This window comes from Algicella marina (assembly GCF_009931615.1).
In the GTDB taxonomy this organism is placed as follows: Bacteria; Pseudomonadota; Alphaproteobacteria; order Rhodobacterales; family Rhodobacteraceae; genus Algicella; species Algicella marina.
Genome location: NZ_CP046620.1, coordinates 2,010,608 through 2,037,036, shown reverse-complemented (window position 1 = coordinate 2,037,036; position 26,429 = coordinate 2,010,608). Strand labels below are relative to the sequence as shown.

Annotated in this window: 23 protein-coding genes, 1 tRNA gene and 1 pseudogene; 6 read left to right on the top strand and 19 right to left on the bottom strand. The window is 60.4% G+C overall.

The annotated features are described in order from the left end of the window. Position 1: 1 nt before the first annotated feature. The 4 genes and pseudogenes from GO499_RS10115 to GO499_RS10105 form a co-directional block, all read right to left on the bottom strand. Entirely contained in the window at positions 2–649 is a 648-nt protein-coding gene (locus GO499_RS10115; protein WP_348520810.1) for a transglutaminase-like domain-containing protein, read from the bottom strand. Between the two features lie 42 nt (positions 650–691). Continuing rightward, positions 692–814 (bottom strand): annotated as a pseudogene (locus tag GO499_RS19860) (transglutaminase N-terminal domain-containing protein); the annotation flags it as partial. Between the two features lie 74 nt (positions 815–888). Next, on the bottom strand, positions 889–3,294 hold the full coding sequence (locus GO499_RS10110) for a circularly permuted type 2 ATP-grasp protein (protein WP_284154675.1): 2,406 nt from the start codon (positions 3,292–3,294) through the stop codon (positions 889–891). A gap of 2 nt (positions 3,295–3,296) precedes the next feature. Beyond that, on the bottom strand, positions 3,297–6,647 hold the full coding sequence (locus GO499_RS10105) for a transglutaminase family protein (RefSeq protein WP_161862073.1): 3,351 nt from the start codon (positions 6,645–6,647) through the stop codon (positions 3,297–3,299). A 227-nt stretch (positions 6,648–6,874) separates the two neighbouring features. Here GO499_RS10105 and GO499_RS10100 point away from each other — a divergent pair, with 227 nt between their 5' ends. After that, positions 6,875–7,903, top strand: a complete 1,029-nt coding sequence (locus GO499_RS10100; protein ID WP_161862072.1) for a hydroxyacid dehydrogenase — start codon at positions 6,875–6,877, stop codon at positions 7,901–7,903. A 7-nt stretch (positions 7,904–7,910) separates the two neighbouring features. Here the strand turns inward: GO499_RS10100 and ocd are convergent, their stop codons facing one another. Beyond that, complete coding sequence (gene ocd / locus GO499_RS10095; RefSeq protein ID WP_161862071.1) at positions 7,911–8,963, bottom strand: ornithine cyclodeaminase; 1,053 nt, start codon at positions 8,961–8,963, stop codon at positions 7,911–7,913. Next, positions 8,960–9,919 (bottom strand): arginase, encoded by a 960-nt coding sequence (gene rocF, locus GO499_RS10090; RefSeq protein ID WP_161863916.1) that lies wholly within the window; start codon positions 9,917–9,919, stop codon positions 8,960–8,962. The genes ocd and rocF overlap by 4 nt, the downstream gene beginning before the upstream one ends. A gap of 117 nt (positions 9,920–10,036) precedes the next feature. On the opposite strand from rocF, the gene GO499_RS10085 reads away from it, so the two are divergent. Then, complete coding sequence (locus GO499_RS10085) at positions 10,037–10,492, top strand: Lrp/AsnC family transcriptional regulator (RefSeq protein WP_161862070.1); 456 nt, start codon at positions 10,037–10,039, stop codon at positions 10,490–10,492. 319 nt (positions 10,493–10,811) lie between these two features. Here the strand turns inward: GO499_RS10085 and GO499_RS10080 are convergent, their stop codons facing one another. Together GO499_RS10080 and GO499_RS10075 are read right to left on the bottom strand one after the other, a co-directional pair. Continuing rightward, positions 10,812–11,159, bottom strand: a complete 348-nt coding sequence (locus GO499_RS10080) for a hypothetical protein (RefSeq protein WP_161862069.1) — start codon at positions 11,157–11,159, stop codon at positions 10,812–10,814. Between the two features lie 202 nt (positions 11,160–11,361). Next, positions 11,362–11,436, bottom strand: a tRNA-Gln gene (locus tag GO499_RS10075). A gap of 108 nt (positions 11,437–11,544) precedes the next feature. Between GO499_RS10075 and GO499_RS10070 the strand changes: the two genes are divergently transcribed. Further along, the gene (locus GO499_RS10070) at positions 11,545–12,726 is read left to right on the top strand and encodes a BaiN/RdsA family NAD(P)/FAD-dependent oxidoreductase (RefSeq protein WP_348520769.1); all 1,182 of its coding nucleotides are present in this window, start codon (positions 11,545–11,547) and stop codon (positions 12,724–12,726) included. Positions 12,727–12,756: 30 nt separating this feature from the next. Here GO499_RS10070 and kdsA read toward each other — a convergent pair whose 3' ends face one another. The 6 genes from kdsA to GO499_RS10040 all read right to left on the bottom strand — a co-directional run bounded on the left by kdsA (position 12,757) and on the right by GO499_RS10040 (position 18,844). Next, positions 12,757–13,593 (bottom strand): 3-deoxy-8-phosphooctulonate synthase, encoded by an 837-nt coding sequence (kdsA, locus tag GO499_RS10065; RefSeq protein WP_161863914.1) that lies wholly within the window; start codon positions 13,591–13,593, stop codon positions 12,757–12,759. After that, a complete protein-coding gene (locus GO499_RS10060) occupies positions 13,593–15,227 on the bottom strand; it encodes a KpsE/RkpR family capsule polysaccharide export protein (protein ID WP_161862068.1) in 1,635 nt (544 codons plus the stop codon). Before GO499_RS10060 ends, kdsA begins: the two co-directional genes overlap by 1 nt. 48 nt (positions 15,228–15,275) lie before the next feature. Further along, positions 15,276–15,929, bottom strand: coding sequence for an ABC transporter ATP-binding protein (locus GO499_RS10055; protein ID WP_161862067.1), 654 nt, complete (start codon positions 15,927–15,929; stop codon positions 15,276–15,278). 175 nt (positions 15,930–16,104) lie between these two features. Further along, positions 16,105–17,403 carry a Na+/H+ antiporter NhaA gene (locus GO499_RS10050; protein ID WP_161862066.1) on the bottom strand — a complete coding sequence of 433 codons (1,299 nt, stop codon included), beginning with the start codon at positions 17,401–17,403 and terminating at the stop codon, positions 16,105–16,107. Positions 17,404–17,478: 75 nt separating this feature from the next. Further along, entirely contained in the window at positions 17,479–18,507 is a 1,029-nt protein-coding gene (locus tag GO499_RS10045; RefSeq protein WP_161862065.1) for a permease, read from the bottom strand. Continuing rightward, positions 18,500–18,844 (bottom strand): ArsR/SmtB family transcription factor, encoded by a 345-nt coding sequence (locus tag GO499_RS10040; RefSeq protein WP_161862064.1) that lies wholly within the window; start codon positions 18,842–18,844, stop codon positions 18,500–18,502. The genes GO499_RS10045 and GO499_RS10040 overlap by 8 nt, the downstream gene beginning before the upstream one ends. A gap of 222 nt (positions 18,845–19,066) precedes the next feature. Here GO499_RS10040 and GO499_RS10035 point away from each other — a divergent pair, with 222 nt between their 5' ends. The 3 genes from GO499_RS10035 to GO499_RS10025 are packed head-to-tail and all read left to right on the top strand — an operon-like array spanning position 19,067 to position 20,974. Continuing rightward, a complete protein-coding gene (locus tag GO499_RS10035; protein ID WP_284154674.1) occupies positions 19,067–19,624 on the top strand; it encodes a thioredoxin family protein in 558 nt (185 codons plus the stop codon). After that, a complete protein-coding gene (locus GO499_RS10030; RefSeq protein WP_284154673.1) occupies positions 19,603–20,214 on the top strand; it encodes a uracil-DNA glycosylase family protein in 612 nt (203 codons plus the stop codon). Before GO499_RS10035 ends, GO499_RS10030 begins: the two co-directional genes overlap by 22 nt. Next, positions 20,204–20,974 (top strand): SseB family protein, encoded by a 771-nt coding sequence (locus tag GO499_RS10025; protein ID WP_161862063.1) that lies wholly within the window; start codon positions 20,204–20,206, stop codon positions 20,972–20,974. The genes GO499_RS10030 and GO499_RS10025 overlap by 11 nt, the downstream gene beginning before the upstream one ends. Positions 20,975–20,976: 2 nt before the next feature. Here GO499_RS10025 and GO499_RS10020 read toward each other — a convergent pair whose 3' ends face one another. Genes GO499_RS10020 through mreC form a run of 5 tightly spaced genes read right to left on the bottom strand, consistent with a single transcriptional unit; the run spans position 20,977 to position 26,414 of the window. Beyond that, the gene (locus GO499_RS10020; protein ID WP_161862062.1) at positions 20,977–21,915 is read right to left on the bottom strand and encodes a 2-hydroxyacid dehydrogenase; all 939 of its coding nucleotides are present in this window, start codon (positions 21,913–21,915) and stop codon (positions 20,977–20,979) included. Continuing rightward, positions 21,912–23,051, bottom strand: coding sequence for a rod shape-determining protein RodA (rodA, locus tag GO499_RS10015; protein WP_161862061.1), 1,140 nt, complete (start codon positions 23,049–23,051; stop codon positions 21,912–21,914). The genes GO499_RS10020 and rodA overlap by 4 nt, the downstream gene beginning before the upstream one ends. Continuing rightward, the gene (mrdA, locus tag GO499_RS10010; RefSeq protein WP_161862060.1) at positions 23,048–24,982 is read right to left on the bottom strand and encodes a penicillin-binding protein 2; all 1,935 of its coding nucleotides are present in this window, start codon (positions 24,980–24,982) and stop codon (positions 23,048–23,050) included. The genes rodA and mrdA overlap by 4 nt, the downstream gene beginning before the upstream one ends. Continuing rightward, on the bottom strand, positions 24,979–25,500 hold the full coding sequence (locus tag GO499_RS10005; RefSeq protein WP_161862059.1) for a rod shape-determining protein MreD: 522 nt from the start codon (positions 25,498–25,500) through the stop codon (positions 24,979–24,981). Before GO499_RS10005 ends, mrdA begins: the two co-directional genes overlap by 4 nt. Continuing rightward, positions 25,497–26,414 (bottom strand): rod shape-determining protein MreC, encoded by a 918-nt coding sequence (mreC, locus tag GO499_RS10000; protein ID WP_161862058.1) that lies wholly within the window; start codon positions 26,412–26,414, stop codon positions 25,497–25,499. The genes GO499_RS10005 and mreC overlap by 4 nt, the downstream gene beginning before the upstream one ends. Positions 26,415–26,429: the final 15 nt, after the last annotated feature.

The following is a 26,429-nucleotide window of genomic DNA, read 5'->3' as shown; positions in this document are numbered from 1 at the left end:
GTCAGTGCGCCGGCGCGACATCCACTGACTGGCTGCTGCGTTGTCCACCGGATGCTCTCAGATGCCCGATCACAGGGCTGACATCGCCGTAATCGCGGCCGTACCCAACGACGATATGATCGGCGCCAACGAGGGTTGCGTTGGTGGGATCGTATTCGATCCAGCCCTGATTGGCGCCGCACCATGCGCTGACCCAGGCATGCATGGCATCCGCGCCTTCAAGTCGTACGCCGCCCTCGGGTGGCAACGTGCGCAAGTAGCCGCTGACGTAAGCAGCCGGGATGCCCAGTGACCGAAGGCCGATGATCATGATGTGAGATATGTCCTGACAGACACCGCGTCGCAGACGAAAGGCTTCCAGCGGATCGGTGTCTACGGTTGTGGCGGTGGCGTCGAAAGTGATTTCGTCATGGAGGGCCCGGCCCAGACGGACCGCCGTGGAGGCAGCGGAATCGCTCGACAGAACTTGACCGGCGGCGAAGGCAGAGATTTCGGAATTGGGCGTGAGACGCGGTGACGGGCCGAGGTAATGCATCGGCGAATTTGGCCCAAGGTCTCGGCGTTGGGCAATTTCAGTGCGTATGGCATTCAGATCCGGCGAGAGGTCGATGAAGGCACCGGGATCCTGAACCTCCACCCTGCATGCCATGCGAATTTCCATTCGGGAGTGAGGTGCGAAATGGGCGACGGAGGTGGCTGTGTTGCCGAAGAAGTCCCGGAGCTCGCTGCGTTCTGATGGCCCGGGCAGGATTTCCACCAAGTGGGCGTTGACGCGTTGGCGGGGGGCAAATGTTTTTGGCAAAACACGGATCATATGTCGGCTGGCGGCCGCAGGCGTTTCGTAGACGTGCGTTATGTTCAACCTGACATCGTAGAGCATGACGGTGCCTATACCAGATGTGCGCGTGAAATGAGTTCGGAGAAGTCTCGGAGCTCGCTTTCGAGAGTGTGGAGGCTGTCGGGTTCGAAAGTCTCGGATGTTTCCACCGCGAGACTTGTTTCGAGTTGCAATGCCTTACGGGCGACGTCGGTCATGGCGTGATCGCGGGAGTTGCCGGGAAGTTCGGAGACATGACTGCGGGCGCGGGAGATGTGATAGTGAATTGCACGAGGATTGCGTTCATCGAGCGCAAGAAGGTCGAGCACACTGCGAGGCGATGCCGTGACTGAGTACCGCGCGCGGTGGGAGATGGTACTGTCGCCAATCTCCAGCGCGAGATCGAGGGCGCCATCGGGTGCGTCGGCACTTACGAGAGCCGGCAACAGGTAGCACATGTTGGTGGCGCGCTCGAGCGAGAAGCCGAGGCTGAGGAAGCGCCAGCCGAGCGAACGGAACATGTTTTCATGGACGAGGCCAGCAAACCCGGTGATCTGACGCAGAAGCAGACTGATGTCGCGAGGCTTCTCGTCCAGCGGAATGTCCATGTCTCGCAGCCGGCTTGCTGTCTGGTCGAGCTCCTTCAGTGCCATCATTCCATCCGGTGAGAAACGGTCACCAACCTTGCCGGCGGCGTGAAGTGCACGTTCGAGCGGTGCCTCGAAACGACGGGCCAGAACGGCGGCGTCCGCTTTCGCGCCACCCAGCAGAGTTGCCCGCATGAAAGAGAGAAGGGGAGAGTTTTCAGGCGCACCATCTCGGACGCGGCCATAATAGGCGCGGAACAGGCGCATGTTGAGTTCCGCGCGTTCTACATAGCGTCCGAGCCAATAGAGGTTGTCGGCGGCACGGCTCGGCAGTGCGCGGCTGAGGGACTGGTTCGCATGGCTTTCACGGGCCACGGCCAGAAGGCTGGCCTTTTCGACTGGCCGGTCGCTGGCTACCCAGACATCGGCGACCTTGCCACCGCGCTGCATTGCGAAGACTTTCGTGTCAGTGCCTGCACTTACACGTGCGTAACCGCCGGGCATCACGCGCCAGCCGTCGGACGTGCGACCCAGGAAGACACGCAGGCACATCGGGCGGGCGACGAGATGTCCATCTTCCCATACTGGCGTAGTCGAGAGGGTCACGGCCTCCTGGCCGACGAGTTCGCGCCCCTTTGTCCGCAGCAGTTCGGTGACACCTTCGTCCTGCCGGAAGTTCGGATCCTCGGCCAGTATGATACCATGGGGATCGGAAATTAGCGGTGTGGTCGAGAAAGCTGAACCTATCATCATTTTGGCGCGGTTTTCGATGACGTGAGTTTGCTCTCCGGGTTGGCCGCACCACCAAGTTGCGACATTCGGAATGCGAAGTGGTTGCCCAAGCACTTCACGGGAGATTCTCGGTAGGAAAGCCATGAGCGCCCGTGTCTCCAGCACTCCGGCACCAAGGGCATTGACGACGCTGAGGTTTCGCCTTCGGACTGCCTCCAGCAGGCCGGGGGTGCCGATCTGGCTGTCTGCATTGAACTCGAGCGGATCGCATTGCGGGCCGGATATCCGACGCCAGAGCATCGACAGCGGCATGGGGCCGGACACGGTACGGACCATGGCCTGTCCGTTCTGGACGGTGAGATCCTCGCCTTCGACGAGTAGCAGGCCAAGATAACGCGCAAGATAGGCGTGCTCAAAATAGCTGTCGTTCATCGGGCCGGGCGAAAGCACGGCGATTTGGCCTTTGCTGTTGCCGCGGTAATCGAAAAGGCTTTTCTGAAACTCCTGGAAGAAGGTGGCGAGGCGGTGAATCTTCGCGTTTGCAAAGAAGTTCGGAAAGACGCGGCTCATGGCCACCCGATTTTCAATGGCGAAACCGGCGCCCGACGGCGCCTCGATCATGTCGGAGATGACCCACCATTTGCCATCTGGCCCGCGACCGATCTCGAAGGCCAGGAAATTGAGGAAGTTGCCGCCTGCCGGGCTGACGCCGACCATAGGGCGCAGCCAGGCGGGGTTCTGCGTCAGAAGAGTTGCCGGCAAGTGACCGGCGGCGACAAGTTCGTTGTTGCCGTAGACATCCTGCACCACCGTCTCAAGCAGATCGGCGCGCTGAACCAGACCAGTCGAAATCTCCTCCCATTCGCTGCCGTCTATGACGACAGGAATGTGGCTTAGCGGCCAGTCTCGTTCCGAGGAGACAGTATCATCGTAGTGGCGGAAGAGCACACCGGCGTCGCGCAGATATTGGTTTCCGCGCGCAAAACGGGTTGTGAGATCGTCGGGCGTAAAACGGCTCAGATGCTCGATAAAATCCCGCCAGACCGGGCGAATACCGCCATTTGGCAGCATCAGTTCGTCCTGCTTGCCTGCGCGGGGCGCGTATTCCGACAACAGCTGCAACCGGCTGACATCCTGCATGGAACCGGACCGGCTCACTGTTAGAGGCCCGGTCTACGCCGTAGATCCAGCGTCATCGGAAATTCCGGATGCGGCGTTTCGTCGGAGGGGGTGTACCGACTGGCGGTATGGCCGAGGGCTTCGAACCGGTTCAGGCGGCGAGCTTCTGCTTCATTGCCGTTCACTGGGAAGGTTTCGAAATTGCGGCCTCCGGGATGCATGACATGGTAGCGACAACCGCCGAGAGCCCGGCCCGTCCATGTGTCATAGATGTCAAACGTCAGTGGTGTGTGCACGTCCATGACCGGGTGCAGTGACAGCGGCGGTTTCCATGCCTTGTAACGCACACCTCCGACCAGTTCTCCGGTGGTACGAGACGGGTTCAGTGGTACGTAGCGACCGTTCGCAGTAACGCGATAACGGCTGGCATTGGGACCGGAAAGCTTGACCTGCAGTCTTTCCGCCGAACTGTCGGTATAGCGGACTGTCCCGCCGATTGCACCGGTCTCTCCAAGTACGTGCCAAGGTTCCAGCGCTTGCCGCAGTTCGAGCGTCATTCCTTCATAAGTGACTTCGCCGCAGAATGGGAAACGAAACTCCGACTGTGCTTCAAACCAAACCGGGTCAAGCTTCAGGTCATGTTCGGCGAGGTCGGCCAGCACATCCATGAAATCGTCCCAGATGAAGGCAGGCAGCATGAAACGATCATGCAGGGTTGTGCCCCAGCGTGTCAGGTTCCCCGTAAGAGGGGAGTCCCAGCATCGGGCGATGATGGCGCGCAGCAGCAGTTGCTGCGCAAGACTCATCCGGGGATTGGGAGGCATTTCGAAGCCGCGAAACTCGACGAGGCCCAGTCGGCCCGTTGGGCCGTCCGGTGAGAAAAGTTTGTCGATGCAAATCTCGGTGCGATGCGTGTTGCCTGTGACGTCGATCAGGCTGTTGCGCAGCAGCCGGTCCGTCAGCCACGGCGGCGGAACCTGGCCCTGCTCAGGCGGCCAGATCTGATCGAGGGCGATTTCCAGTTCATAGAGCGTGTCGTGGCGTGCTTCGTCTATGCGCGGTGCCTGACTCGTGGGACCAACAAAGGTGCCGGAGAATAGATAGGACAACGAAGGGTGGCGCTGCCAGAACAGGATCAGACTCTTCAACAGGTCCGGGCGGCGGAGGAAAGGGCTGTCTAGCACGGTAGCGCCGCCGACAACCACATGGTTGCCGCCGCCGGTGCCAGTGTGGCGGCCGTCGATCATGAACTTGTCGGTCCCTAGGCGCGTCTGACGGGCCTCCTCGTAGATCGTCTCGGTCGTGTGGACGCATTCTTCCCAGCTTGCGGCAGGATGAATGTTCACTTCGAGCACACCTGGGTCAGGTGCTACGCGAATGACCTCGATGCGCGGATCGGAGGGGGCGGCGTAGCCCTCGATCAGGACTTTGCGCCCGATGGATTTTGCCGCGCGTTCGATTGCCGAGATGAGTTCGAGATAGTCTTCAAGCGTTTCCACTGGCGGAAGGAAGACGCAGAGGCGGCCATCACGAGGTTCGACCGAGATGGCCGTGCGGACGGGACCATCGAGATCGCCCAGAACCTGTTCCACTCTGTCTTGCCCGGCGGGATTGGCCGTGAACCGGGCGACATCCTGTTGCACAGCCTCGGGATCGGGTTTCGGCTCCGGTTCGCCACCCTGTGGCGCAAGTGGATCGGATAGGGGTGCGCGCGGGATCGTCGGGTCTTCCGGATAGACAAACGGATAGCTTGAGGGTGGAACGTAGGGCAGGCTGCCCAGAGGCAGGCGATACCCGACAGGACTGTCGCCCGGTACGAGGAAGACACGGCCGCGGCGGAGTTTCCAGACCTCCGACATCCAGCCTCCCTTTCGGGCCGCCGATTGCCAGCGCTGCACAGGGAGCACGTAGCCGACGGCATTTGTCAGCCCCCGTTCGAACACCTTGGCGAGGCGGGCGCGTTCCTCAGGGTCCTTGAGCTTTGAATTGTCAGGTGTGACATTATCGGGCAGCTTGCCTTCCTTGAGGATCCATTCGCCCGGATCCTCGAAAGCGGGCACGACGTTTTCCCGAGGAACTTCCAAGGCTTCGGCAATGCCCTGCAAGAGCGCTTGCGCGTCTTCCGGCCCGACATCCTCGTTCGTGTCCTCGCGGGCGAGAAGCTCCGGGTCGTGCCAGATCGGCTTGCCATCCTTGCGCCAATAGAGGGAGAAGGTCCAGCGTGGCAGGGTTTCACCTGGATACCATTTCCCCTGCCCGTAGTGCAGCAAACCTCCCTGCGCGAACTTGTCGTTCAGTCGGCGGATGAGGACGTCTGCGAGTTTGCGTTTGGTCGGGCCGACAGCCTCCGAGTTCCATTCCTCACTCTCGAAGTCGTCAATGGAAACGAAGGTTGGCTCGCCGCCCATGGTCAGGCGGACGTCTCCTGCCTTCAGTTTCTCGTCAACCTTCTTGCCCAGCGCGTTGAGGGCATCCCATGACGCATCCGAGAAGGGCTTTGTTATGCGGGGATGTTCGGAGGTGCGTGTCACTTGCATGTCGAAGTTGAAGTCGACCTGCGCGGCGCTGGCGACGCCGGATATGGGCGCAGCGTTGCGGTAGTGTGGCGTTGCGGCCAGAGGAATGTGGCTCTCGCCCGCGAGGAGGCCGGATGTCGGGTCGAGCCCTACCCAGCCTGCACCGGGAAGGTAGACCTCTACCCATGCGTGCAGATCGGTGAAGTCATGATCGGTGCCGGCGGGGCCATCAAGAGCTACGAGGTCCGGTTTCAACTGGATCAGGTATCCGGAAACGAAACGGGCGGCGAAGCCGATGTTGCGAAGCACCTGAACAAGCAGCCAACTGGAATCGCGACACGAGCCAGCGGCGCGTTGCAGGGATTCTTCGGGAGTCTGAACGCCTGGTTCCATGCGGATTTCGTAGTTGATCCTGTCGGAAACGTAGCTGTTCAGAGCAACGAGGAAGTCGACCGTACCTTTCATCTCCCTGGGAATCGAAGCGATGAATCGCTCAAGGAGAGGTGTCACCGGTTCCGGTTCCATGTAGATTCGGAGGTCGGTGGCAAAATCTGACGGATATGCGAATGGATACTCGGTAGCCTCTTCCTCGACGAAGAAGTCGAACGGATTGTAGACCGACATGTCCGCAACTAGATCGACTTCGATCTTCAATTCGCGCACCGGTTCTGGAAACACGAAACGAGCCAGCCAGTTGCCATATGGGTCTTGCTGATGGTTCACGAAGTGATTTTCGGGCGTCACCCGCAGAGAATGGGATATGACCCTTGTGCGGGAGTGCGGCGCTGGCCTGAGGCGGATGACCTGTGGTCCGAGCGTGACCGGGCGATCATATTGGTAGTGGGTAAGGTGATAAATTCCGGCTGTAATGGACAATGGCAGGTACCTCCGCGTTCAGCATGGCGCAACTGTTGCAACGCAGCAACCAAGAACGGCGCGATAGAGCAAATGGTGCACGCTGACGAAAAAAAAGCCGCTTTCTGATGCAGTTGTGGCAAGTCGGAAAGGTCGCGACGTGTAAAGTGGCGGACGGCTTCGGCTAACGAAATCGCGCGACGGACAGTTTGTTTCGGCTTAGGCTCGAGACCGGGAGGATTGCTTTGATGCCAGAATCGAAACCGCTTGTGCTGGCCGCACCGGAGCCGCGAACTCTGGAATTGATCTTCAAGCCGCAAAAGCTGGAAGAACTGCACACGCGATACGAAGTACTGGAAGTGCCAGCCGATGAAGTTGCCAGCATGGGCCGGGAGGTGCTCGAGCGGGTACGGTATATTCTGGGCCAGCCCCCGATTGCAGAGGAAACGCTGGCGTCCATGACGGCACTGCGGTCGGTGTTGAACGTCGAATCCAACCTGATCGACAACATGCCTTATGAGGAAATTTTCCGTCGCGGTATTCATGTGCTGACGACCGGTGCCGTCTTTGCCCTGCCGGTGGCGGAGATGGGGTTGGCGATGGCGTTGAATCTGGCGCGGGGTATCGTCTCGGCGGACAATGACTTTCGTGCGGGCTGCGAACTATGGGGCGGCGATGGCAATTCAGGATCGCGTACCTTGAGCGGATCCGACGTCGGAATCATCGGCTTTGGTGATCTTGGCAAGGCCTTGCGACGGCTTCTCGAAGGTTTTCGTTGCAATATCAAGGTCTTCGACCCGTGGTTGCCTCCTTCGCTGCTGCGCGAGCACGGCGTCTCTCCAGCCGACCTCGGAGAAGTGCTGGCGGAATCCGATTTCATCTTTGTGGTGTCCTCGGTGACTTCAGAGAACCGGGGTTTTCTCGGCTCAGAAGAGTTCGCGTCAATGCGGCAGGGTTCGGTCTTCATCCTGCTCTCGCGGGCCGATGTTGTCGACTTCGAAGCGCTGTTGGATGCAGTGGCCGCAAAACAGATTGTGGCGGCGAGCGATGTTTATCCGGAAGAACCGATGCCATTGGACCACCGGGTTCGAACATTGGATGGGTTTCTACGGTCTGCCCATCGGGCCGGGGCACTGGATACTGCCTTCAGGGAGATGGGAGACATGGTGTTGGAAGATATGGCGCTCATGGACCGGGGGCTGCCGCCCGTCCGCTGCAAGCGGGCGGAGCGCGAGACGGCGCGGCGGATGCGTTCGCGCCCCGTGGACGTAAATTGACGCGGCCTCAGATCCGGGCGCGCTGCAACATGCCAAAAAGATCGCGCGGGTCATCCGGGTCCGCAACCATGTCGAGGTTTTGAAAAAGGCCTGTGCTCTGCAAGTGATCGCGGACAAAGCGGAGGGCCGAGAAATCCTCGATGGCGAAACCGACGCCATCAAACAGGGTGATCTGGCTATCGCTCGTTCGTCCGGGAGCCGTGCCAGTGATCACCTGCCAGAGTTCGGTGACCGGGAAATCGGCGGGCATCTGCTGGATTTCCCCTTCGATGCGTGTCTGTGGCGGATATTCGATAAAAACGGTTGAACGCGACAGAATATCCCGGTGGAGTTCAGTCTTGCCGGGACAGTCTCCGCCAATGGCGTTTATGTGGACACCGGCACCAACCATGTTGTCGGTGAGTATGTTGGCATACTGCTTATCGGCGGTGCAGGTAGTGATGATATCTGCACTTTCGATCGCTTCCTCGGGCGTTGAACAGGCGGACAGTGACAGGCCGAGGCCATCGAGGTTGCGCATGGTCTTTTCCGTTGCACGCGGGTCGATATCAAAGAGGCGAAGGTGTGTGATGCCGCAAATGGCCTTCATGGCCAGAGCCTGGAACTCCGATTGTGCACCGTTGCCGATTATCGCCATGGTGCGGGCATCGCGCGGGGCGAGATGGCGCGCGACCATGGCCGAAGTCGCTGCGGTGCGCAGAGCGGTGAGGACCGTCATTTCGCTGAGCAGTACAGGGTAGCCGGTATCCACGGTGGCGAGCAGGCCGAACGCGGTGACTGTCTGAAGTCCCTCCTTCATGTTCCCGGGATGGCCGTTGACGTATTTGAAACCGTACACTTGGCCATCCGAGGTTGGCATGAGCTCAATGACGCCGTCCCGTGAATGAGAGGCTATGCGCGGCGTCTTGTCGAACAGTTCCCAGCGGCGGAAATCTTCTTCGATGGCTGAGGCGAGGCCGCGCAGCATGTCTTCTATGCCGATGCGATGAACAAGCTTCATCATGTTCTCGACACTGACAAACGGCACGAAGGCGAGGTCGGAGGGTGCTGGTGCGCTCATGATTGGTTTTCCAAACCCGTTATTCGGGCATTAAACGACTGTGTCGGACGGTCAAAAACACGGCGGCCAAGCAGGGACGCGGTAAGATCGACCATCAGGGACGCGGTCCGGCCGCGATCATCCAGAAATGGATTGAGTTCCACAAGATCGAGAGAACTGACAAGCCCGCTGTCGCCCAGCATTTCCATCACGAGATGGGCCTCACGGAAAGTGGCGCCGCCCGGCACCGTTGTTCCGACCGCCGGAGCGATGGATGGATCCAGGAAGTCTACATCGAGCGAGACATGCAATAGGCCGCTGGCAGCGGCGACCCGACCGAGGAATTCGGCCAGCGGGCGGGCGATGCCCTGTTCATCGATGGTGCGCATGTCCACCGCCGTCATCTCGCTGTCCTGCAGCATGGCCTTTTCGGCGGCATCTACCGAGCGCAAGCCGATCATGCAGATCTGGTGCGCTGGGACCGGTTTCGGCATCGGTGGGAATGCATCGAAACCGGCGGCGCCTGAAATATAGCCAAGCGGTGTACCGTGGAGGTTTCCGGAACCACTGGTCAATGGTGTGTGCAGGTCCGTATGAGCGTCGAGCCAGAGAATGAACAGAGGGCGGGATTGCGATGAAGCGTGTGCCGCCATTCCTGCAACGGAGCCGAGCGAGAGGGAATGGTCGCCACCGAGGAAAATCGGGAAGCCATGCATTGCGGCTTCCTGCCCGGCAGCGGCAATGGCTTCCGCCCAAGCGACCGTTTCAGGCAGAGCATACACCTGCTTATTGGAATTGCTGACCTGACGGATGGTTGCAGGGCTGATGTTGCCCAAATCGCTTACCTCATGTCCAAGAGCTGCGACGGTTTCGGCGAGCTTGGCGGTGCGATAGGCGTCAGGTCCCATCATGCAACCCTGACGACGCTTGCCGCTGTCAACTGGTGCGCCGATCAACAGACATCTTTTCGGTTTCATACGGGTATCCTCTGGGAATTCTTTATTACTGATACTTTCCGAAACCGTACGACGAGAAGCGATCAATTTGATAAATTGATCGGGCAAATATACAAAACGAAGGGAAAACTGATCAAAGTGGATAGTTTTGACACCAGAATTATCGGAGCCTTGAGGCGCGACGCGCGTATATCACTCTCAAACCTCGCATTGGAAGTCGGGCTTTCGCGTGTGACGGTTCGTGCGAGACTGAACAGGCTACGGGAGAGCGGCGTCATTGTCGGATACACTGTGGTACTTGCCGAGGATATGCAGCATCATCCGGTGCGAGGCCTGATGATGCTTGGCATCGAGGGGCGTGGCGCGGACAAGATCACGCGGTTGCTGAGCAACGTACCGGCAGTTCAGGCTGTGCATTCAACCAACGGCAAATGGGATCTGATCGTCGAACTGGGCACCCAGACTCTGTATGATCTTGATGGGGTGCTCACGCGAATTCGCAAATTCGACGGAGTGACCACCAGCGAGACGAACCTGCTTTTGGCGACGCAGATGGCGACACGTGTGCCGGAACGCTTGGTTAGCGTGGACTAAATCGGGCGAGCCTGTCTAAAAAATGTCCGTTTGGGTTGGTCAAATGTGCGCAGAAGGGTCAATTTTCAACACGGTCACGGAATGAGGAATTCAATGTTTAACCGGAACATAAAGCTCCGCGTACAATTTGTGTGCGCTGTATTATTGCATATCCCCTTGGTGGCAATTGCGGCCTACGCATTGTCTGAAGGCTTTAGCCGACACTCAGGCATATTGCTCGTCGGGCTGATTTCGACCGTTTTCGCAACGGTTCTTATCGTGCCCTATATCGGTCGAGTGCTGGGCAGCGGGTCGATGCAACAAACCGTCGACTGAGATATCAAAAAAACAGGTAGATGATCCAGGCCAGTAGGGCGAGCTTGGCCAGCGCCACGATGACGAGCAGGCCCCGGTTGTGCGGGTCCCTCGCCGAATCCAGAATTTGTTGCCAGATCGACGGGGATCTGCCGAACAGTTCCGCCTGAATGCTACGCCAGACCGCAGGTGCCGGCTTCACAGCCGGCGCTTCGGTAGCGGAAAGCAGCGTTACAAGGCTTTCCTGCCAACAAACGAAATCGAACTGCATTTCTGGATCGGACGCCATTTCCCGCTGCGCTTCATCCCTCTCTCTGCCGTGAAGCAGGCCAAGTGCCAATTCGGCGGCCAGTGATGTGCGGGCGGTGTCCAAGTCTTCTACCTTTACAGTCCCACAAAACGTAGAGCGGTATAAGTTCTGTTCCTACATTCAGGATAAGGCGAAATTGGGTATTAGACAACTTTCAGGGCTAATCATCTCATCGCCCACTCTTTAACTTTGGAAAAAGTCCGCCGCCGCGACCGCAGTGGACGCGCTGGCTTCGACGGGTTTCCATCCATTGCGCGGAGTAAGGTGGCTGGGGTGGTAGGATTCGAACCTACGGTACACGATACCAAAAACCGTTGCCTTACCACTTGGCTACACCCCAGCAGTGGCGAAGGTCATACAATTTCGGAAAATGGGCTGCAAGGGGGAATGGGCGCTTGTTCGTGGCCTTCTGCATCCAGTAGTTCAAGCTGGAACGGGAGGGCTCTGTGTGCTGGAGAAATGGGATTGCATTGTCATTGGCGCGGGTGCCGCAGGAATGTTCGCAGCTATCGAGGCCGGACGGCGCGGGCGCAGGGTTCTGGTGCTTGATCATGCTCGGGCACCGGGTGAGAAAATCCGGATATCAGGTGGCGGCCGGTGCAATTTTACGAACATTTTTTGTGAGCCGGAACGTTTCATTTCGGCCAATCCTCGCTTTGCGACGTCCGCACTTAAGCGATTCACCGCTTCGGATTTCGTTGCGAGGGTAGAGGCAGAGGGCATCGCCTACCATGAGAAGACGCTTGGGCAGCTGTTTTGCGACAGTTCCGCCCGGGATATCATCGACATGCTGATGCGCGATATGAGCGATGCGGGGGTCGTTCTGCGGTTAGGACAGAATGTCAGTGTTCCGGTTTGCACGGAACGGGGCTTTCTGATCCGCGTGGAGGGGCAGGAACTTGAGTGTGAGACAACTGTGGTGGCAACCGGTGGAAAGTCCATTCCGAAAATGGGGGCTACAGGTTTCGGCTACCGGGTTGCGGAAGCCCATGGGTTGAAGCTGGAGCCGACTCGCCCGGGGCTGGTGCCCCTGACGTTCAGCGGACCGACGTTGGAAAACATGAAAGCGCTGGCCGGTTTGTCGACGGATGCGGTCGTCTCTTCCGGGGGCGCGTCGTTCAGAGAGGGGTTGCTCTTCACGCACAGGGGCCTTTCCGGTCCGTCGATCCTTCAGGTGTCGTCCTATTGGCGCGAGGGTGAGGAGGTTCAGGTCGAGTGGCTGGAGGAAGCAGCGGCCTTTGAAGGGTTGCGATCATTGCGGCAGGCCAACGGAAAACTGTCTGTCGCCCGCGCCCTGGCTGAGTTTTTACCGAAGCGGCTGGCCGACAGCCTGCTGACACAAATGTCGGTGACAGGTCGGATCGGAGACATGTCAGACAGACGTCTGGCGGAACTCGCGTCCATGCTGGCGCACTGGTGGGTTTTGCCTGCAGGGTCTGAAGGTTATCGAACGGCAGAGGTAACTGTGGGGGGCGTAAGCACCGCGGAGCTGGATTCAAAAACGATGGAAACCAGATCCGTGCCCGGCTTGTACTTTATTGGCGAGGTCGTTGATGTCACCGGCTGGCTTGGAGGGTACAACTTCCAGTGGGCCTGGTCCTCGGGCTGGGCTGCGGGGCAGGTCTGTTGAGTCAGCCTTACCTTACTGCTCGATCCCGGTTCAAATCCTGACTGGATCAGCCTTGGCGATCCTATCGAGGTCCATCAGTGTCGATACGAGCGTTCGCATTTGATCGAGCGGGATCATGTTAGGCCCGTCTGAGGGAGCGTTGTCAGGGTCTTCATGCGTTTCGATAAAGACCCCGGCAATACCGAGTGATACGGCTGCGCGCGCCATTACCGGCGCGAACTCTCGTTGACCGCCGGATGCGCCGCCCAGTCCACCGGGTTGTTGTACCGAATGGGTGGCGTCCATGATGACAGGGTAGCCTGTCTTGGCCATGGTCGGCAGGCTGCGCATATCGGCCACGAGCGCATTGTAGCCAAAGGATGCGCCGCGCTCTGTGAGAAGAATTCGCTCGTTGCCGGTCGACGCAACCTTGGCTGCGACATTGGGCATGTCCCATGGTGCGAGGAACTGACCTTTCTTGATATTGATCACAGCCCCGGTTTCACCAGCTGCGAGGAGAAGGTCCGTCTGTCGGCAGAGGAATGCCGGTATCTGGATGATATCGACCACTTCGGCAGCGCTGCGTGCCTGCTCGGCGTCGTGGATGTCAGTGAGAGCCGGGCACCCGAACTCCCGTCTTACGTCTTCAAGGATACGCAAGCCTTCCTCGATGCCGAGCCCGCGTTTTCCTTTCAGAGACGTTCGGTTTGCCTTGTCATACGAGGCTTTGAAAACGTAGCCAGCGCCGCTGTCCGCGCAGATTTCAACCATTTGCCGGGCGATATTAAACGCATGCTCGCGTCCCTCCAACTGGCAGGGGCCGGCGATAACCGTAAGAGGGGCATCATTGGAAACGGCGAGAGTTTCGCCGATACTTATGGTTTTCATCATACGCTGATCTGCTCCCTCAGGATCGAGATCGTCAAGGAGACGAGGATGTAGATGCCCGAGAATACGATGAATGCAAGCAGCGTGCCCTCGAACTTCTTAGGATAAGTGGCTTCCACCGGTGCGACAGGAGCAACGCTGATGGAAATGTAGCGGGTCTGTCGGCTGGCTTCCAGTTGAGCAGTTTCTGCCGATGAAATGGCCTCTTGAAGGATGAGCTGGCGGATCGCCAGCCGGGATTCGGCCAAGCGCAATTCGGAGGTGATGCCGGCAAGGGACTCGTTTTCGCCCGTGGTCTGAGTGAGTTCGCGACGCAGTACCGAGATACGGTCGGAAAGCCTCGCGATTTCCCGGCGGAGAATGTTGACGCGGGACTGGTTAGGGGCGGGGTTCGCTTCCAGTTCGAGCAGGTTGAGCTGCTTGACTTCGCGTTCCTGTTCCAAGGTCTGGATGATCGCCATCTTGCCCTGAACTTCCAGTTCGGGGCTAAGCACTTCCAGTTGTTGTTGCAGGTCGACGATCTCCTGAGTTGCGTCCTCTACAGCCTGCCTGGATGTGGCGAGGCGCGCCAGCGCTTCCTTCAACTGGTCACCACGAGCTTCCAGAGACAGCCCGTCCACTCTTTCCTCGGCGTATTCTACCAGTGCTTCGGAAAATTGCTGGCTGTCCTCCGGGGTGGAGGCGATGACGGACATGCGGATGATGCCTTCGGTCGGATCATATCCGATGGTCACGTTTTTGGTGAAGAGATCGTAGGCGGCATCCAGTGTGGCATCCTGTGGCAGACGCTGGATCCGGTCGATCTTCGGATCCTTGAAGTGCGCCGAATACCCGAATTCTTCCTCAAGTTTCAGGAACGCCTCACGTGAGGAAAGATAGCCCTGTACGACGGTGCTGTCCTGCGCAGTTGCCAGACCGGTGCCCGCGAGGAGGCCACCGAGGCCGCCGCCGGCAGCCGGGTTTTCCGTAGTCTGGATCACGAATTGACTATTTGTTTCGTACATGTCCGTCGCGACAGCGACGTAATAGTAACCGACGAGAGTGGTGGGCAGAAAGACGAATACGGCGATCCGCAGGATCATTGCCCAGAAGCGAGCGCGGCGGCGACGAACGAGGTCCCTCTGGATCTTGGCGATCTCGGTGTCGCGCCTTTGCTTCTCCACGTCCATTCGGTCCATCGGCGCGGCGAGGGCGTTGTCCTCATCCGGGCTGCGCATGACGGAGGAGCCTGCCTCGTTTGCGGAAACCTCCTGCGAACGTGCCTTCACAAGTTGATTGCCACCGCCACCGCCACCGGCGTTCGCAGCCGACGCTGACGCCTGGTCGCCGCCCGAACGTTTTGCCTGAGCCTTTTTTTGCTGACCCTGATTATTGCCGTCGTCGGTCTTCGCGATGTCGAGGATCGACTCGTCGTTGGCAAATACATTGATGCCGTGCTTGGCTGCCAGGTGCATTGCCTCGTTGGGTGAGGAAAATTCCAGCCCAAGTTCACGCGCGCGTCGCATCGCCATCTTGCGGTGACGGGGCATGACCTTTCGACCTTTCGGATCGACGTAAGGTGGGTAGGATTCGCCGCCGGCGGAGCCACTATTGCCCCGGCCCGTGCCGCCGCGATTGTCGTCGTTGTCAGCCATAAAGCTTCCTGTTTACCGGGGGTGATGCCCGCGCATCTGCAAAGGCCATCAATTGGCGTAGTTGTAAAGCTCTTTGGCTTCTTCGAGGGTTTCGAACATGTGCAGGCGGCCATCCTTCAACACGGCGGCCTGCCGACAGTATGTTTCGAGTATCTTGGGGCTGTGCGAAACGATGACGACCGTTCCCGTCGTCAGACGTTCATGCAGGATCGCACCAGCGCGTTTGTTGAATGCCGCGTCCATGGTCGAGGGCATGCCTTCGTCGATAAGGTAGATATCGAAATCGAGACTTAGCATCAGAGCGAATGTGAAGCGGGAGCGCATGCCCTGGCTGTAGGTGCCGACGGGCATCGTGAAATACTCTTTGATATCCGCCAAATAGCGACAGAAGGATTCGACATAGTCAGGATCGAGGCCGTAGAGACGCGCAATATAACGGGCGTTCTCCTGAGCTGTTTGTTTCATGTTGACGCCGCTGACCACACCAAGTGGGAAGGAAATCTTGGAGGTGCGGGTAATCCGCCCTTCGTCAGCCTTTTCCAGGCCAGCCATCATGTTGATGATCGTGGTCTTGCCAGTGCCGTTCGGGGCCAGGATACCAAGGCTCTTGCCGAGATCGACGCGAAAAGTCGCCCTGTCGAGAATGACCTTGCGGGATTTGCCTGTCCAGAACGACTTTGAGACGTTGGTGAATTCTATCATGCTGCGCTGTACGTTTCTGCCAGTCCCGCTATTCGGAAACTACGGCCGCCGAGGTCAGGCCAATCCACTCTCGGAAAACCTGATGTCCGGGTTGATGCGCATATAACAATTCGCGGCCAATTTGGCAAGAAAGGCCGCGAAAATTAGCAAAAATCGGCCAAAATGACCGGTTTTCTTAAGATTCCTGTTTGGTTACCCCGATCACCTTGGCCACGGCAAAGGATATTCCCGCAGCAGCAAAGCTGAGCAGAGCTCCCATTTTGGCTGCATCCTGAACAGGACCGGCTTCGAATGCCACCGACGCGATGAACAGCGATACGGTGAAGCCGATCGCGGCGACGCATCCGAGGATGAAGAGATCGACGATACGCATACCCTCGGGTAGGCCGAGTTTCATCGGTCCGGCCGCCAACCAGCCCATGAGAAGAATTCCAAAAGGTTTGCCGATGATCAGACCGGCGAGAACGAGCCACGTCGCGGATCCCATCGACGAGAATTCGACGCCGGCGTTCATGAGGCCAAAGAAGAACAGGACAACTTCCACCGGGTATTTCAACATGTGCTCGATGTGGTTGAGAAGGTCTGTCAGATGTTCCTCGGCAGCGGCGAAAATGCCGAAAGCCTTGTCCGCATGGGGTATGGTGGCGACGATAGGCAGCAGACCTAGTGCGGGGTGGATACCGCTTTCCTGAAAGCCATACCAGCAGATCGCTCCGGCAACCAGGTAGGGCCAGAAGCCGAGTTTATCGCGCATGAACGTAGAATTGGGCCTGTCCTGTTTGCCCCGATCCAGCCGCCGAGGCAGCCAGTTTGCGAGAACGTAGACCGCCACCGCCGCACCGAACGATACGAGCAGCCATTGGGGTGCCAGATCGCCGGAAGGATAGAAAATGGCAAGGATGATGAGCCCGGCAGCATCGTCGGCGATGGCCAGCAGCAAGAGGAAGCGGACCGCCGGATGCCCCGCACCGAAGATCAAACGTCCGACGAGGTATGAAAAGGCAATATCGGTAGCCGTCGGAATCGCCCAGCCATTCGCGACGGCATCGAAGGTGGAGGAGCCCATGACGGCGGCGAGACCGAGGTAGACAGCGATCGGGCCGAACATGCCGCCGGATGTGGCAACCAGTGGCGTCAGTGCCTTTCGACCGCGCAAACTTCCGGACTTGAGGGCTACCGCCTCCCAGACTTCCTTGCCGGCGATGGCAAAGAAGAAAGCCATGAGGACGTCGTTTATGAGGTAGTGCAACGAGAGCACGCGTTCCGGCCCGGGGGCGATAATCTCCTTCGCACCGGAACCGTAGGATTTGGCCCAGTAATCGTAGGGCGCGCCGACCAAATCGTTTGCCCAGAGCGGGGTTTCAACGAAATGGTGGTATCCGTAGGGATCGACGTTCGCCCAGACGAGCGCGATCAGAGCGCCTATCACCAGAAGTAGTGAGTAGTCCGCCAAAAATCCCCAGACACGGTACATGCATGTTCTCCCCAGAAGCCGACGTTATGTTCTTTTTTAGAGGAGGTTAACACGTGCGACAATAATGTCCCTGCTTCAAACTATCGCGCCCCAGATCGTGCCGGCGATCAGTGATCCGACGAAGGCAAATGTGAGGTAGCCCGCGAAAACGCGAGGCTTGACGAGAGCCCATACGGCGATGGCTGCGGGGATGCACGAGACGCCACCGGCGACGACGAAGGCCATTGCGGCGCCCGGAGCCATGCCCTGTTCCAGAAGTCCTGCAAGCAGGGGCACGGCGGCGTACCCGTTGAGGTAGGCAGGTCCACCGACGAGCGATGCCAGCAAAATGGTGCCGAAACCGTCGCCGCCAAGCGCCCCGGCAATTAACTCGGCAGGAATGAACCGGACCATCAAAGCCTCCAGCAAGTACGCGAGAGAGAGCCATTTGACGAGAAAGAGCGTGTTGGTCAGCGCCGTTTGGCGGAAGGTCTCCCGGCGAGCGTCTTCCTGCCAGAATTTCCACAAAGGTTTGCCTTGAAAAGGTTTTTTGACGCCGCAGCATCCGCCGATCTGTGGCTTTTCCCGCAACGGGTCACTGAAAGCGGGAGTGTGGATGAGCAGGCGAGTGCCAAAGCCTCCCAGCAGGCCAAGGCCTACGGCCGCGACGGTCTTGCCGACGGCGAAGTCGAAGCCGAGAGCAGAGGCGGTGATGGCAAACATTGCCGGATCCATCAGCGGTGACGCCAGCCAGAAGGCCATGACTGCAGCGAGGGGAGTGCCGAGGGCGAGCATGGCGGCGATGAAAGGAATGACCTCGCAGGAGCAGAAAGGAGAGAGGCCGCCGAGGAGGGCTGCCATGATTATCATGCGGGTCTGGTTGCCTTCGAAAGCCTTGGCCAGAAGGGTTTCGGCGCCGGTGGCCTTGAGATAGGCGACGGCGAAAACGGCGAAAAGGATGAAGGGGGCAGTGTGCAGCAGTGCGCCGGCGGTGTCGGTGAGTATGCCGGGCACCTGCGACGGTACTGCCACGAGGCAAACGGCGATTATGCCAACAAAAACAAGCCAGACGCGGCTTGGCTTGAAGCGACTGGGTGCGACGTCGTGGGCCGTGGTGTCAGCCATTGCGATGTTCCTTGTGGACGCAGCCGGCCGGTTCGGCGCAGCAGTTGAGAAGCAGGTAGTTCGAGAGAGTTTCCACGCGGCCAAACGCGGCGGTAGAGATGATCGACCGCCCCTCGCGCCGTTGCGTAGCTAACTGAGATTGTGTCAGAAACCGGAGGTGGTGGGTCAGGGTTGAGCCACCGATACCGGTGCGCTGAGCAAGATCACCGGCCGCCAGACCTTCCGGCCCGGCTGCTACCAGCGCCTGCAGGACGGCCAGTCGCTGACCGGAGCCGAGCGCGGCGAAGGCCCGCGCGGCTTCCTCGATATCGAGCGGGAGATGTGTTTTCGTTTCCATGATTCTATAATTAGAGAAATGTCGAAATGAGTCAATCGTTTTGATGGCGCTGCCGAATATGGATTGGGTATGGTTTTGGTATGGAAACCGTATTGCGACTGTTTCGATCAGGTTTCGGACAGTCATCACCCTGCTCGACACGTGGTCACCGGCGGCGGGCAGTACTACATCTGTCATCAGAACGAGTGATCGGCGCGGGAAGTGCGTCGTCGGGCGAATGGAATGGAGGACACGATGCTGCTGGATACTCCCGTTTGCAATTTAGGGTGGAAGGCGGCGGAGTTCACGCTGTGCGATCCGGACGGGCAGACGTTCCGGATGAGCGACTATCTCGGCGAGAAACCGCTTTTGATCGCCTTCCTGTGCAACCATTGCCCCTACGTGAGGGCGATTGCGGAGCGGCTGGCCGAGGATACGGCGGATCTGATGGCAGAGGGAATCGGTGTGCTTGGGGTGATGTCCAATGACTATGCTGAATATCCGGCTGACAGCCCGCCGGAAATGAAACGCTTCGCGGCGGCACACGGCTGGGCGTTTCCCTATCTTGTCGATGAGGCGCAGACTGTCGGCAAGATATACGGGGCCGTCTGTACGCCGGATTTCTTTGGCTTCAACGCGGATGGCGAACTTCAGTACCGTGGGCGGCTGGACGACGCTGGCAGGGGCGACGCCCATGGGCGGACTCGGGAACTGGTGGAGGCGATGCGGCAGATCGCGACGAAAGGTACGGGGCCGCAGGATCAGGTGCCTTCGCTGGGATGCTCGATCAAGTGGACATGACGGCGCTGGCGGCGCTGACAAGGGAGATTGAAGGCTGCCGGATCTGCGCCGATCGGTTTGCGGTCACGGCGACGGGCCATGCACCCCGGCCTGTGCCGTGGCTGTCGAATGCGCCGATCCTTGTGTGCGGGCAGGCACCTGGGGCGCGGGTGCACGCCTCCGGCATCCCGTTCGATGATCGCTCCGGCGACCGTTTGAGGGACTGGCTGGGCGTTGACCGGAAGGCGTTCTATGACCGGCAAAAATTTGCGGTGCTGCCGATGGCGTTTTGCTTTCCCGGCTATGACGCCAAGGGGACGGACCTGCCCCCGCCCAAGGTCTGTGCGCAGAACTGGCACGACCGGGTGATGGCGGCGCTGCCCCGTGTTCGGTTGATGCTGCTGATCGGTGGTTATGCACAGGAATGGCATCTGGGCGCCAAAGGAGTGACGGCCACGGTGGCGCGGTGGCGCGACCATGCGCCGGACAAGGTGCCCTTGCCTCATCCGTCGTGGCGCAATACGGCATGGCTGAAGAAGAATCCGGCCTTCGAGGCCGAACTGGTGCCGTGGTTGCGGGACCGTGTGGCGGAGATACTGAATGACGGATGAGACGGCGCTGGACCGCGCCCACGCCGCGATGATGGCGGACGAGGAAAGCGAGGCGGCGCGGATGGCGTTCTATGCTGCCCTGAGGGCGGCGGAACTTTTCGTGCTGCTGGAGGCCGAGCCGGTCGGTGACAAGGCGGAATTGCTGGTGATGGAAACGGAGGACGGGCCGGTGGGGTTGGCCTTCGACACCGAAGCACGGATGGCGGAGTTCGTTGAGGCGCCGACACCCTACCTGGGCCTTTCGGGGCGCAAGCTGGTGGAAATGCTGGCCGGGCAGGGTGTGGCGCTGGGGGTGAACCTTGGAGTTGCATCCTCCTCCAGTCTGCTGGGCGCGGACGGGGTGGACTGGATTGCCGAAACGGCACCGTCGGCACCAGACGTGGTCGATGCCGTGCCGGAAGAGATCTTTCGCCCGGAGGTGCCGGAAGTGGTGCTGCGGGCACTGGACGCAGGCCTTGCGCGGTTGTCCGGACTGGCGGGAGCAGCTTGGTTGGTCGGCGCGCGCTACGCCGGCGGGCAACGCGGCGTGCTGCTGGCCATTGGCGGTGTGCTGGACGAAGGGCAGGCGGCCGTGGCCGACGTGGTGGCGGAGGCGCTGGCCTATTCGGGCGCGGAGGCGGCGGCGCTGGATATCCTGTTTCTCGACGGCACGGCAATGGCCGAACGGCTGGAGACGGTCGGATTGCGGTTCGACATTCCCGAGCCGGAGCTGGCAGCACCGGTGCAACGCGACGTGAACAGGCCGCCGCGGCTGATCTGAGGTCAGTAGCCGAGGTTGCGATCCACCAGATTGGGTGGCGTCTCGCCCCGCTCAAACGCGGCGATGGTTTCGGCGGCGGCGATGGCGGCAGTGCTGGTGCGGGTGGCCGATGCGATATGCGGCGTGACGGTGACCTGCGGATGCGCCCAGTAAGGGTGCGGTTTCGGCAGCGGTTCTTCCCGGAAGACATCGAGCGTGGCGTGGGCAATCTGGCCGCTGTCGAGCGCCGCGAGAAGGGCATCATCGTTGATGAGGCCGCCGCGGCCGGGATTCAGGATACGGGCACCCTGGGGCATGAGCTTCAGCGTCTGGGCATTCAGGATATTGTGGGTTTCGCGCGTTTCCGGCAGCAGCAGGATCAGGATTTCCGCACCCTGCAGGCATTTCTTCAGGCCGTTGGCACCGGATGTGCAGGCGATGCCGGGAATGGACTTGTGGCTGCGGCTCCATCCCATAACGGGAAAGCCGAGGCGGGCGAGGGACTGGCCGCATGCGGCGCCGAGAGCGCCAAGCCCGAGGATGGAGACCGGACGTTCGGAGGCCAGGGGTGGGATCACGTCCTCCGCCCAGACGTCGCCCGACTGACTGGCGAGGTGAACATCCATGCCGAGGTGATAGCGCAGGACATGGCCTGTGACCCATTCGATCATGCCCTGTGTCAGCCCCGGGTCGATCATGCGGGTGAGTGGTTGGGTGAGGGTTTCGTTGCCGACGATTTTTTCCACCCCGGCCCAGAGGGAGACAATGGCGCGAGCGCGGGTGAAGGGGGTAAAGTCGTGGATGCCCCCCGACGGCGAGTAGACGACGTAATCCGCATCGGACGGCAGAACGGCGCGGCTGAAGTTGTGATCTATGCCCCGTGCCTTGAGCGCTGCGGGTATTGCCTGTTTGTAGGCAGGCCACTCACGTGGGTTTGCGTCATAGAGAATTTCGATGGTCATCTTGGCCTGTGAATATGTGCGGACTGGATCAGGCCGAAGGCGGCCATGAGGACGAGCATCGCCGAGCCCCCGTAGGAGACGAGCGGCAGTGGCACGCCGACGACGGGAATGAGACCCATCACCATCGCCATGTTGACGGCGAAGAAGAAGAAGAATGTGGCGGCGATTCCGCCGGTCAGGAGTGCGCCGAAGCGGTCACGGTTGCGCATGGCTGACACCAAACAGAAAACGATCACCAAAAGGTAAAGCGTCAGCAGCGAAACGGAGCCGACGAAGCCGAACTCCTCGGCCAGGGTCGTGAAGATGAAGTCGGTGTGTTTCTCGGGGAGGAAGTTCAGGCGGGTTTGCGTGCCTTCCATGAAGCCGCGCCCGGAAAGGCCGCCTGAGCCGAGCGCGATCTTCGACTGGGTGATGTGGTAGCCCGAACCGAGTGGGTCGAGCGACGGGTCGAGGAAAGTCTCGATGCGGCGGTACTGATAGTCCTTGAGGATCTGCCAGGAGGTGCCCCGGCTTTCCAGCACGACGGTGACCAGCCCGACACCGCCGGAGATGGCGGCAATGAAATACCAGATCGACACGCCGGCAAGAAACATGACCACGCCGGAGCCGGCCGCCAGCAGGATCGAGGTGCCGAGGTCTGGCTGTTGGAGGACCAGCCCCATGGGGATGAGCGTCAGTACCAGCGGGATTGCCACCCAGAACGGGCGGGAGACCTTCTCTCGCGGGAGCCAGTCATAATAGAGTGCCAGCATCATCACCAGCGCGACCTTCATCAGTTCCGAGGGCTGGAGCATGATGAAACCGAGGTCGATCCAGCGCTGGGCGCCCATGCCGACGGAGCCGAAAAATTCCACGACCAGCAGGAGAACGAGGCCGCCGACATAGGCGATGGGGGCCATGCCGCGCCAGAAGCGGATGTGGATCATGCCGACGGCAAACATCGCGGCAAGGCCCATGGCAAAGCGGACGATCTGCGGCTCCGCCCAGGGCGAGAAGGACCCGCCGGCGACGGAGTAGAGCATCAGGAAACCAACGGACGCGATGGTGCAGAGCAGCAGCGTCAGCGCCCAGTTCATGTGCAGGATCTTGGCAAAGCCCGAGGGAATGCCGCGGTTGGCCTGATCGAGGAAGGTCATGCGCGATCGCTGCCCGGTGCGGGGCTGTCGCTGGCTTCGGGGGGCGTGCTTTCGCGCAACGTCCTGATCTTGTCGCGTTCCTCGGCTGGGTATGCCTCCAGCGGGGGGGCAGGTCCATAGAGACAGCGCATCATGATGTCGCGTGCGATCGGGGCCGCCGCGGTGGAGCCGCCGCCGCCGTGCTCCACGATCACGGCGCTGGCATAACGAGGGTTGGTGTAGGGCGCGAAACTGACAAAAAGCGCGTGATCGCGCCGCTCCCACGGCAGATCCTCGTTCTTGAAGACACCGCGCGCACGTTCCTCGGCCGTGATGATACGTACCTGGCTGGTGCCGGTCTTGCCGGCCATGCGGTTTTCCGGGTCGGTGATGCGGGAACGACGAGCGGTGCCGCGCTGGGCGTTGACGACATCGTACATGCCTCGACGGACATAGTTGAGGTGGACATCCGAGAGACCGAGGTCCGGCGCTTCCGGCGCCGGTTCCGGCTTGCCTTCAACGGCGCGGATGATGCGGGGCACGATGCTGCGACCGCTGGCGATGCGGGCTGTCATCAGGGCGAGTTGCAGCGGGCTGGCGAGGGTGAAGCCCTGGCCGATGCCGGAGTTCAGCGTATCGCCGACGAGCCATGCCTTGTCATGGACGCGCTGCTTCCAGTCCTTGGTCGGGGTCAGGCCCTCGGTGATCGCGGGCAGCGGCAGATCGTGGCGGATGCCGATACCGAGGCGGTTGGCCATGGCGCTGATCCGCTCGATGCCGACGCGGCGGGCGACATCGTAGTAGTAGACGTCGCAGGAGAATTGCAGGCTCTCGTTGAGATTGGTGTGGCCATGGCCACCACGCCGCCAGCAATGGAAACGACGCTTACCGAGTTGATAGAAGCCGGGGCAGTAGACGGTTTCTTCCGGGCCGATCACACCTGCATCGAGCGCGGCCAGCGCCACCACCATCTTGAAGGTGGAACCCGGTGGATAGGCACCAGAGACCGCTTTGTTGGACAGCGGGCGATAAGGATCGTTCAGCAACTGGTTCCAATCGCCGCTGGAAATGCCGAAGACAAAGGAGTTCGGATCGAAGCTGGGAGAGGAGGCGGAGACGAGAATATCGCCGGTGTTCACGTCGAGCACGACGGCGGCGGAACTCTGGCCGGCCATCCGCTCCAGTGCGTATCGCTGAAGATCCTTGTCGAGAGTCAGGTGCAGGTCCTGTCCGGCGGTGCCTTCAGTGCGTTGGAGTTCGCGCATGACGCGGCCGGCGGCATTGACCTCGATGCGGGAGTTGCCGGCGCCGCCGCGCAGGTCGCGCTCCATTCTCTGTTCGATGCCGGTCTTGCCGATCTGGAAATCGGGAATTTGCAGCAGCGGATCGGCGTCTTCGACATTGTTCAGGTCCCGGTCACTGACCGGGCCGACATAACCGACGATGTGGGCGAAATCCTTCAGTTCCGGGTAATAGCGTGTCAGGCCGACCTCGGTGGTGACACCGGGGAGCGCGGGGGCGTTGGCGGCGATGCGGGCGATTTCCTCCCACGTCAGGTGCTCGGTGACGGTTACCGGTACGAAAGCGGACCGCTGACGCAACTCCTTCAAAATCTTCTCCTGCCGGTCGGGCGGCAGCGGGATGAGGCGGGCGAGGTTGTAGAGTGTCTCTTCCAGATCGCCGGCCTGTTCACGGACGATGGTCACGCGGTAGTTCTGCTGGTTGACGGCGATGGGTTTGCCGTTGCGGTCGAAAATCAGGCCGCGGGCGGGCGGTAGCAGGCGGATGTTGATCCGGTTCTCTTCGGCCAGCAGCAGGAACTTGTCGGCCTGTTCGACCTGCAACTGGCGCATCCGGTAGCCGAGACCGCCGACGGCGAGGCCCTGGATGCCGAGCAACATAAGGCCGCGACGGGTGATGTTGGCGGCGGAAGCTGGGTTCGGGCGCCTCATGCCACACCTCCGAGGCCGCGATGTTCCGCAGCTGGGGCGCGGACGCGAAGGATGCCGTAGAGCGTGAACGTGACGAGCGGGTAGAGGCCCACGGTAAGGCCGTACTGGGTGAGCATCCGGCCTGTCGGCGGGTTCGGCACCAGAGCCAGCGCCAGCATCAGGGACTGAACGAGCAGCATCACAGCGAAAACGGCGGCAAAGGTGATCCATTCGAACAGGAATGGCCGCTCATGGTGACCGCGCGACTGCACGCGCAGGAACTCGGTGGCCATGAGTACCAGAAACGTCCAGAGGCCGGGCGGGCGTGACAGGATGAAGTCGGCGGCCAGGAATATCGCGATGATCAGAGCCACGGGTGTGCTGTCCGGTCGGCGGAGCACCCATGCCGCGGCGAGGGCAAAGAGCAGGTCGGGCCAGACTCCCGCGTCGGCCCGCAGCTCCAGTGGCAACAGGTGGAGAAAGGTGATTGTCGCGGCGATCAGCGTGAACAGGACGGACTGGAGAGCGGCGTTCTTCATTGTGTCTGCTCCCCTGCGTTGCTCTCCTCGATCGATTCAAGGGCGTCGGCAGGCTGGGGGGGCGTGATCAGCGCACCGGGGCCAACAATCTCCTCCGTCGGGGCCTCCCGCAGGACGCGGATGAATTCGAGGCGGCGGTAGTCGGCAGCGAGACGGACGCGGAGGCGGCCGTCCGGCCCGGCGGCGACGGTGCCGATCAGGATGTCGGCGGGAAAGAGACCGCCGTCACCCGATGTCATGACTCTGTCGCCGGGACGCACTGTCTCCGTGTCTTCAACGAATTCGAGCAAGGGCGCGTTGGTATTGTCTCCGGAGACGAGGGCGCGCTGGCCGGATTCGGGCATGATCGCCGGGACGCGGGCATTGATGTCTGTCAGCAGGATAACGCGGCTGGTGCTTTCGCCGACGCCGGAAATACGGCCGACAAGGCCCAGGCCATCGACCACTGCCCAGCCATCCTTCACGCCGTCGATGCGGCCGATGTTCAGCAGGCCGGACTGGCGGAAGGGGCTGCCGCTGTCTGCGATCACCTCTCCGGCAACGAAACGGAGGCGGGGCGAGAGGCGGACGTTGTTGAGGGCGCGGAGGCGTGCATTCTTCTCCTCCAGCTGGAGGGCGGCCTCTCGCCAACCCTTCATCCGCTGCAACTCACGGCGGAGTTCGCGGTTCTGGGCGTAAACTTCTTCCATCGTCTGGTAATCGCCGATCATCCGATTGAGATAGGTGATCGGGTTCAGCGACCATTCGACGTTGGGTACGACGCGGTCGAGAATGGCGATGCGGATGTTCTCAACCCGCGGGTTGTCGATGCGCCAGAGCAGGAACAGGGCAAGCAGAAGCACCGAGATCCCGGTTATCAGGATCCGGCGGATGGTGCGCCACATGGCGGAGACCTGATCGTCGCCCTTGGCCATGCCGTTTCACTGCCT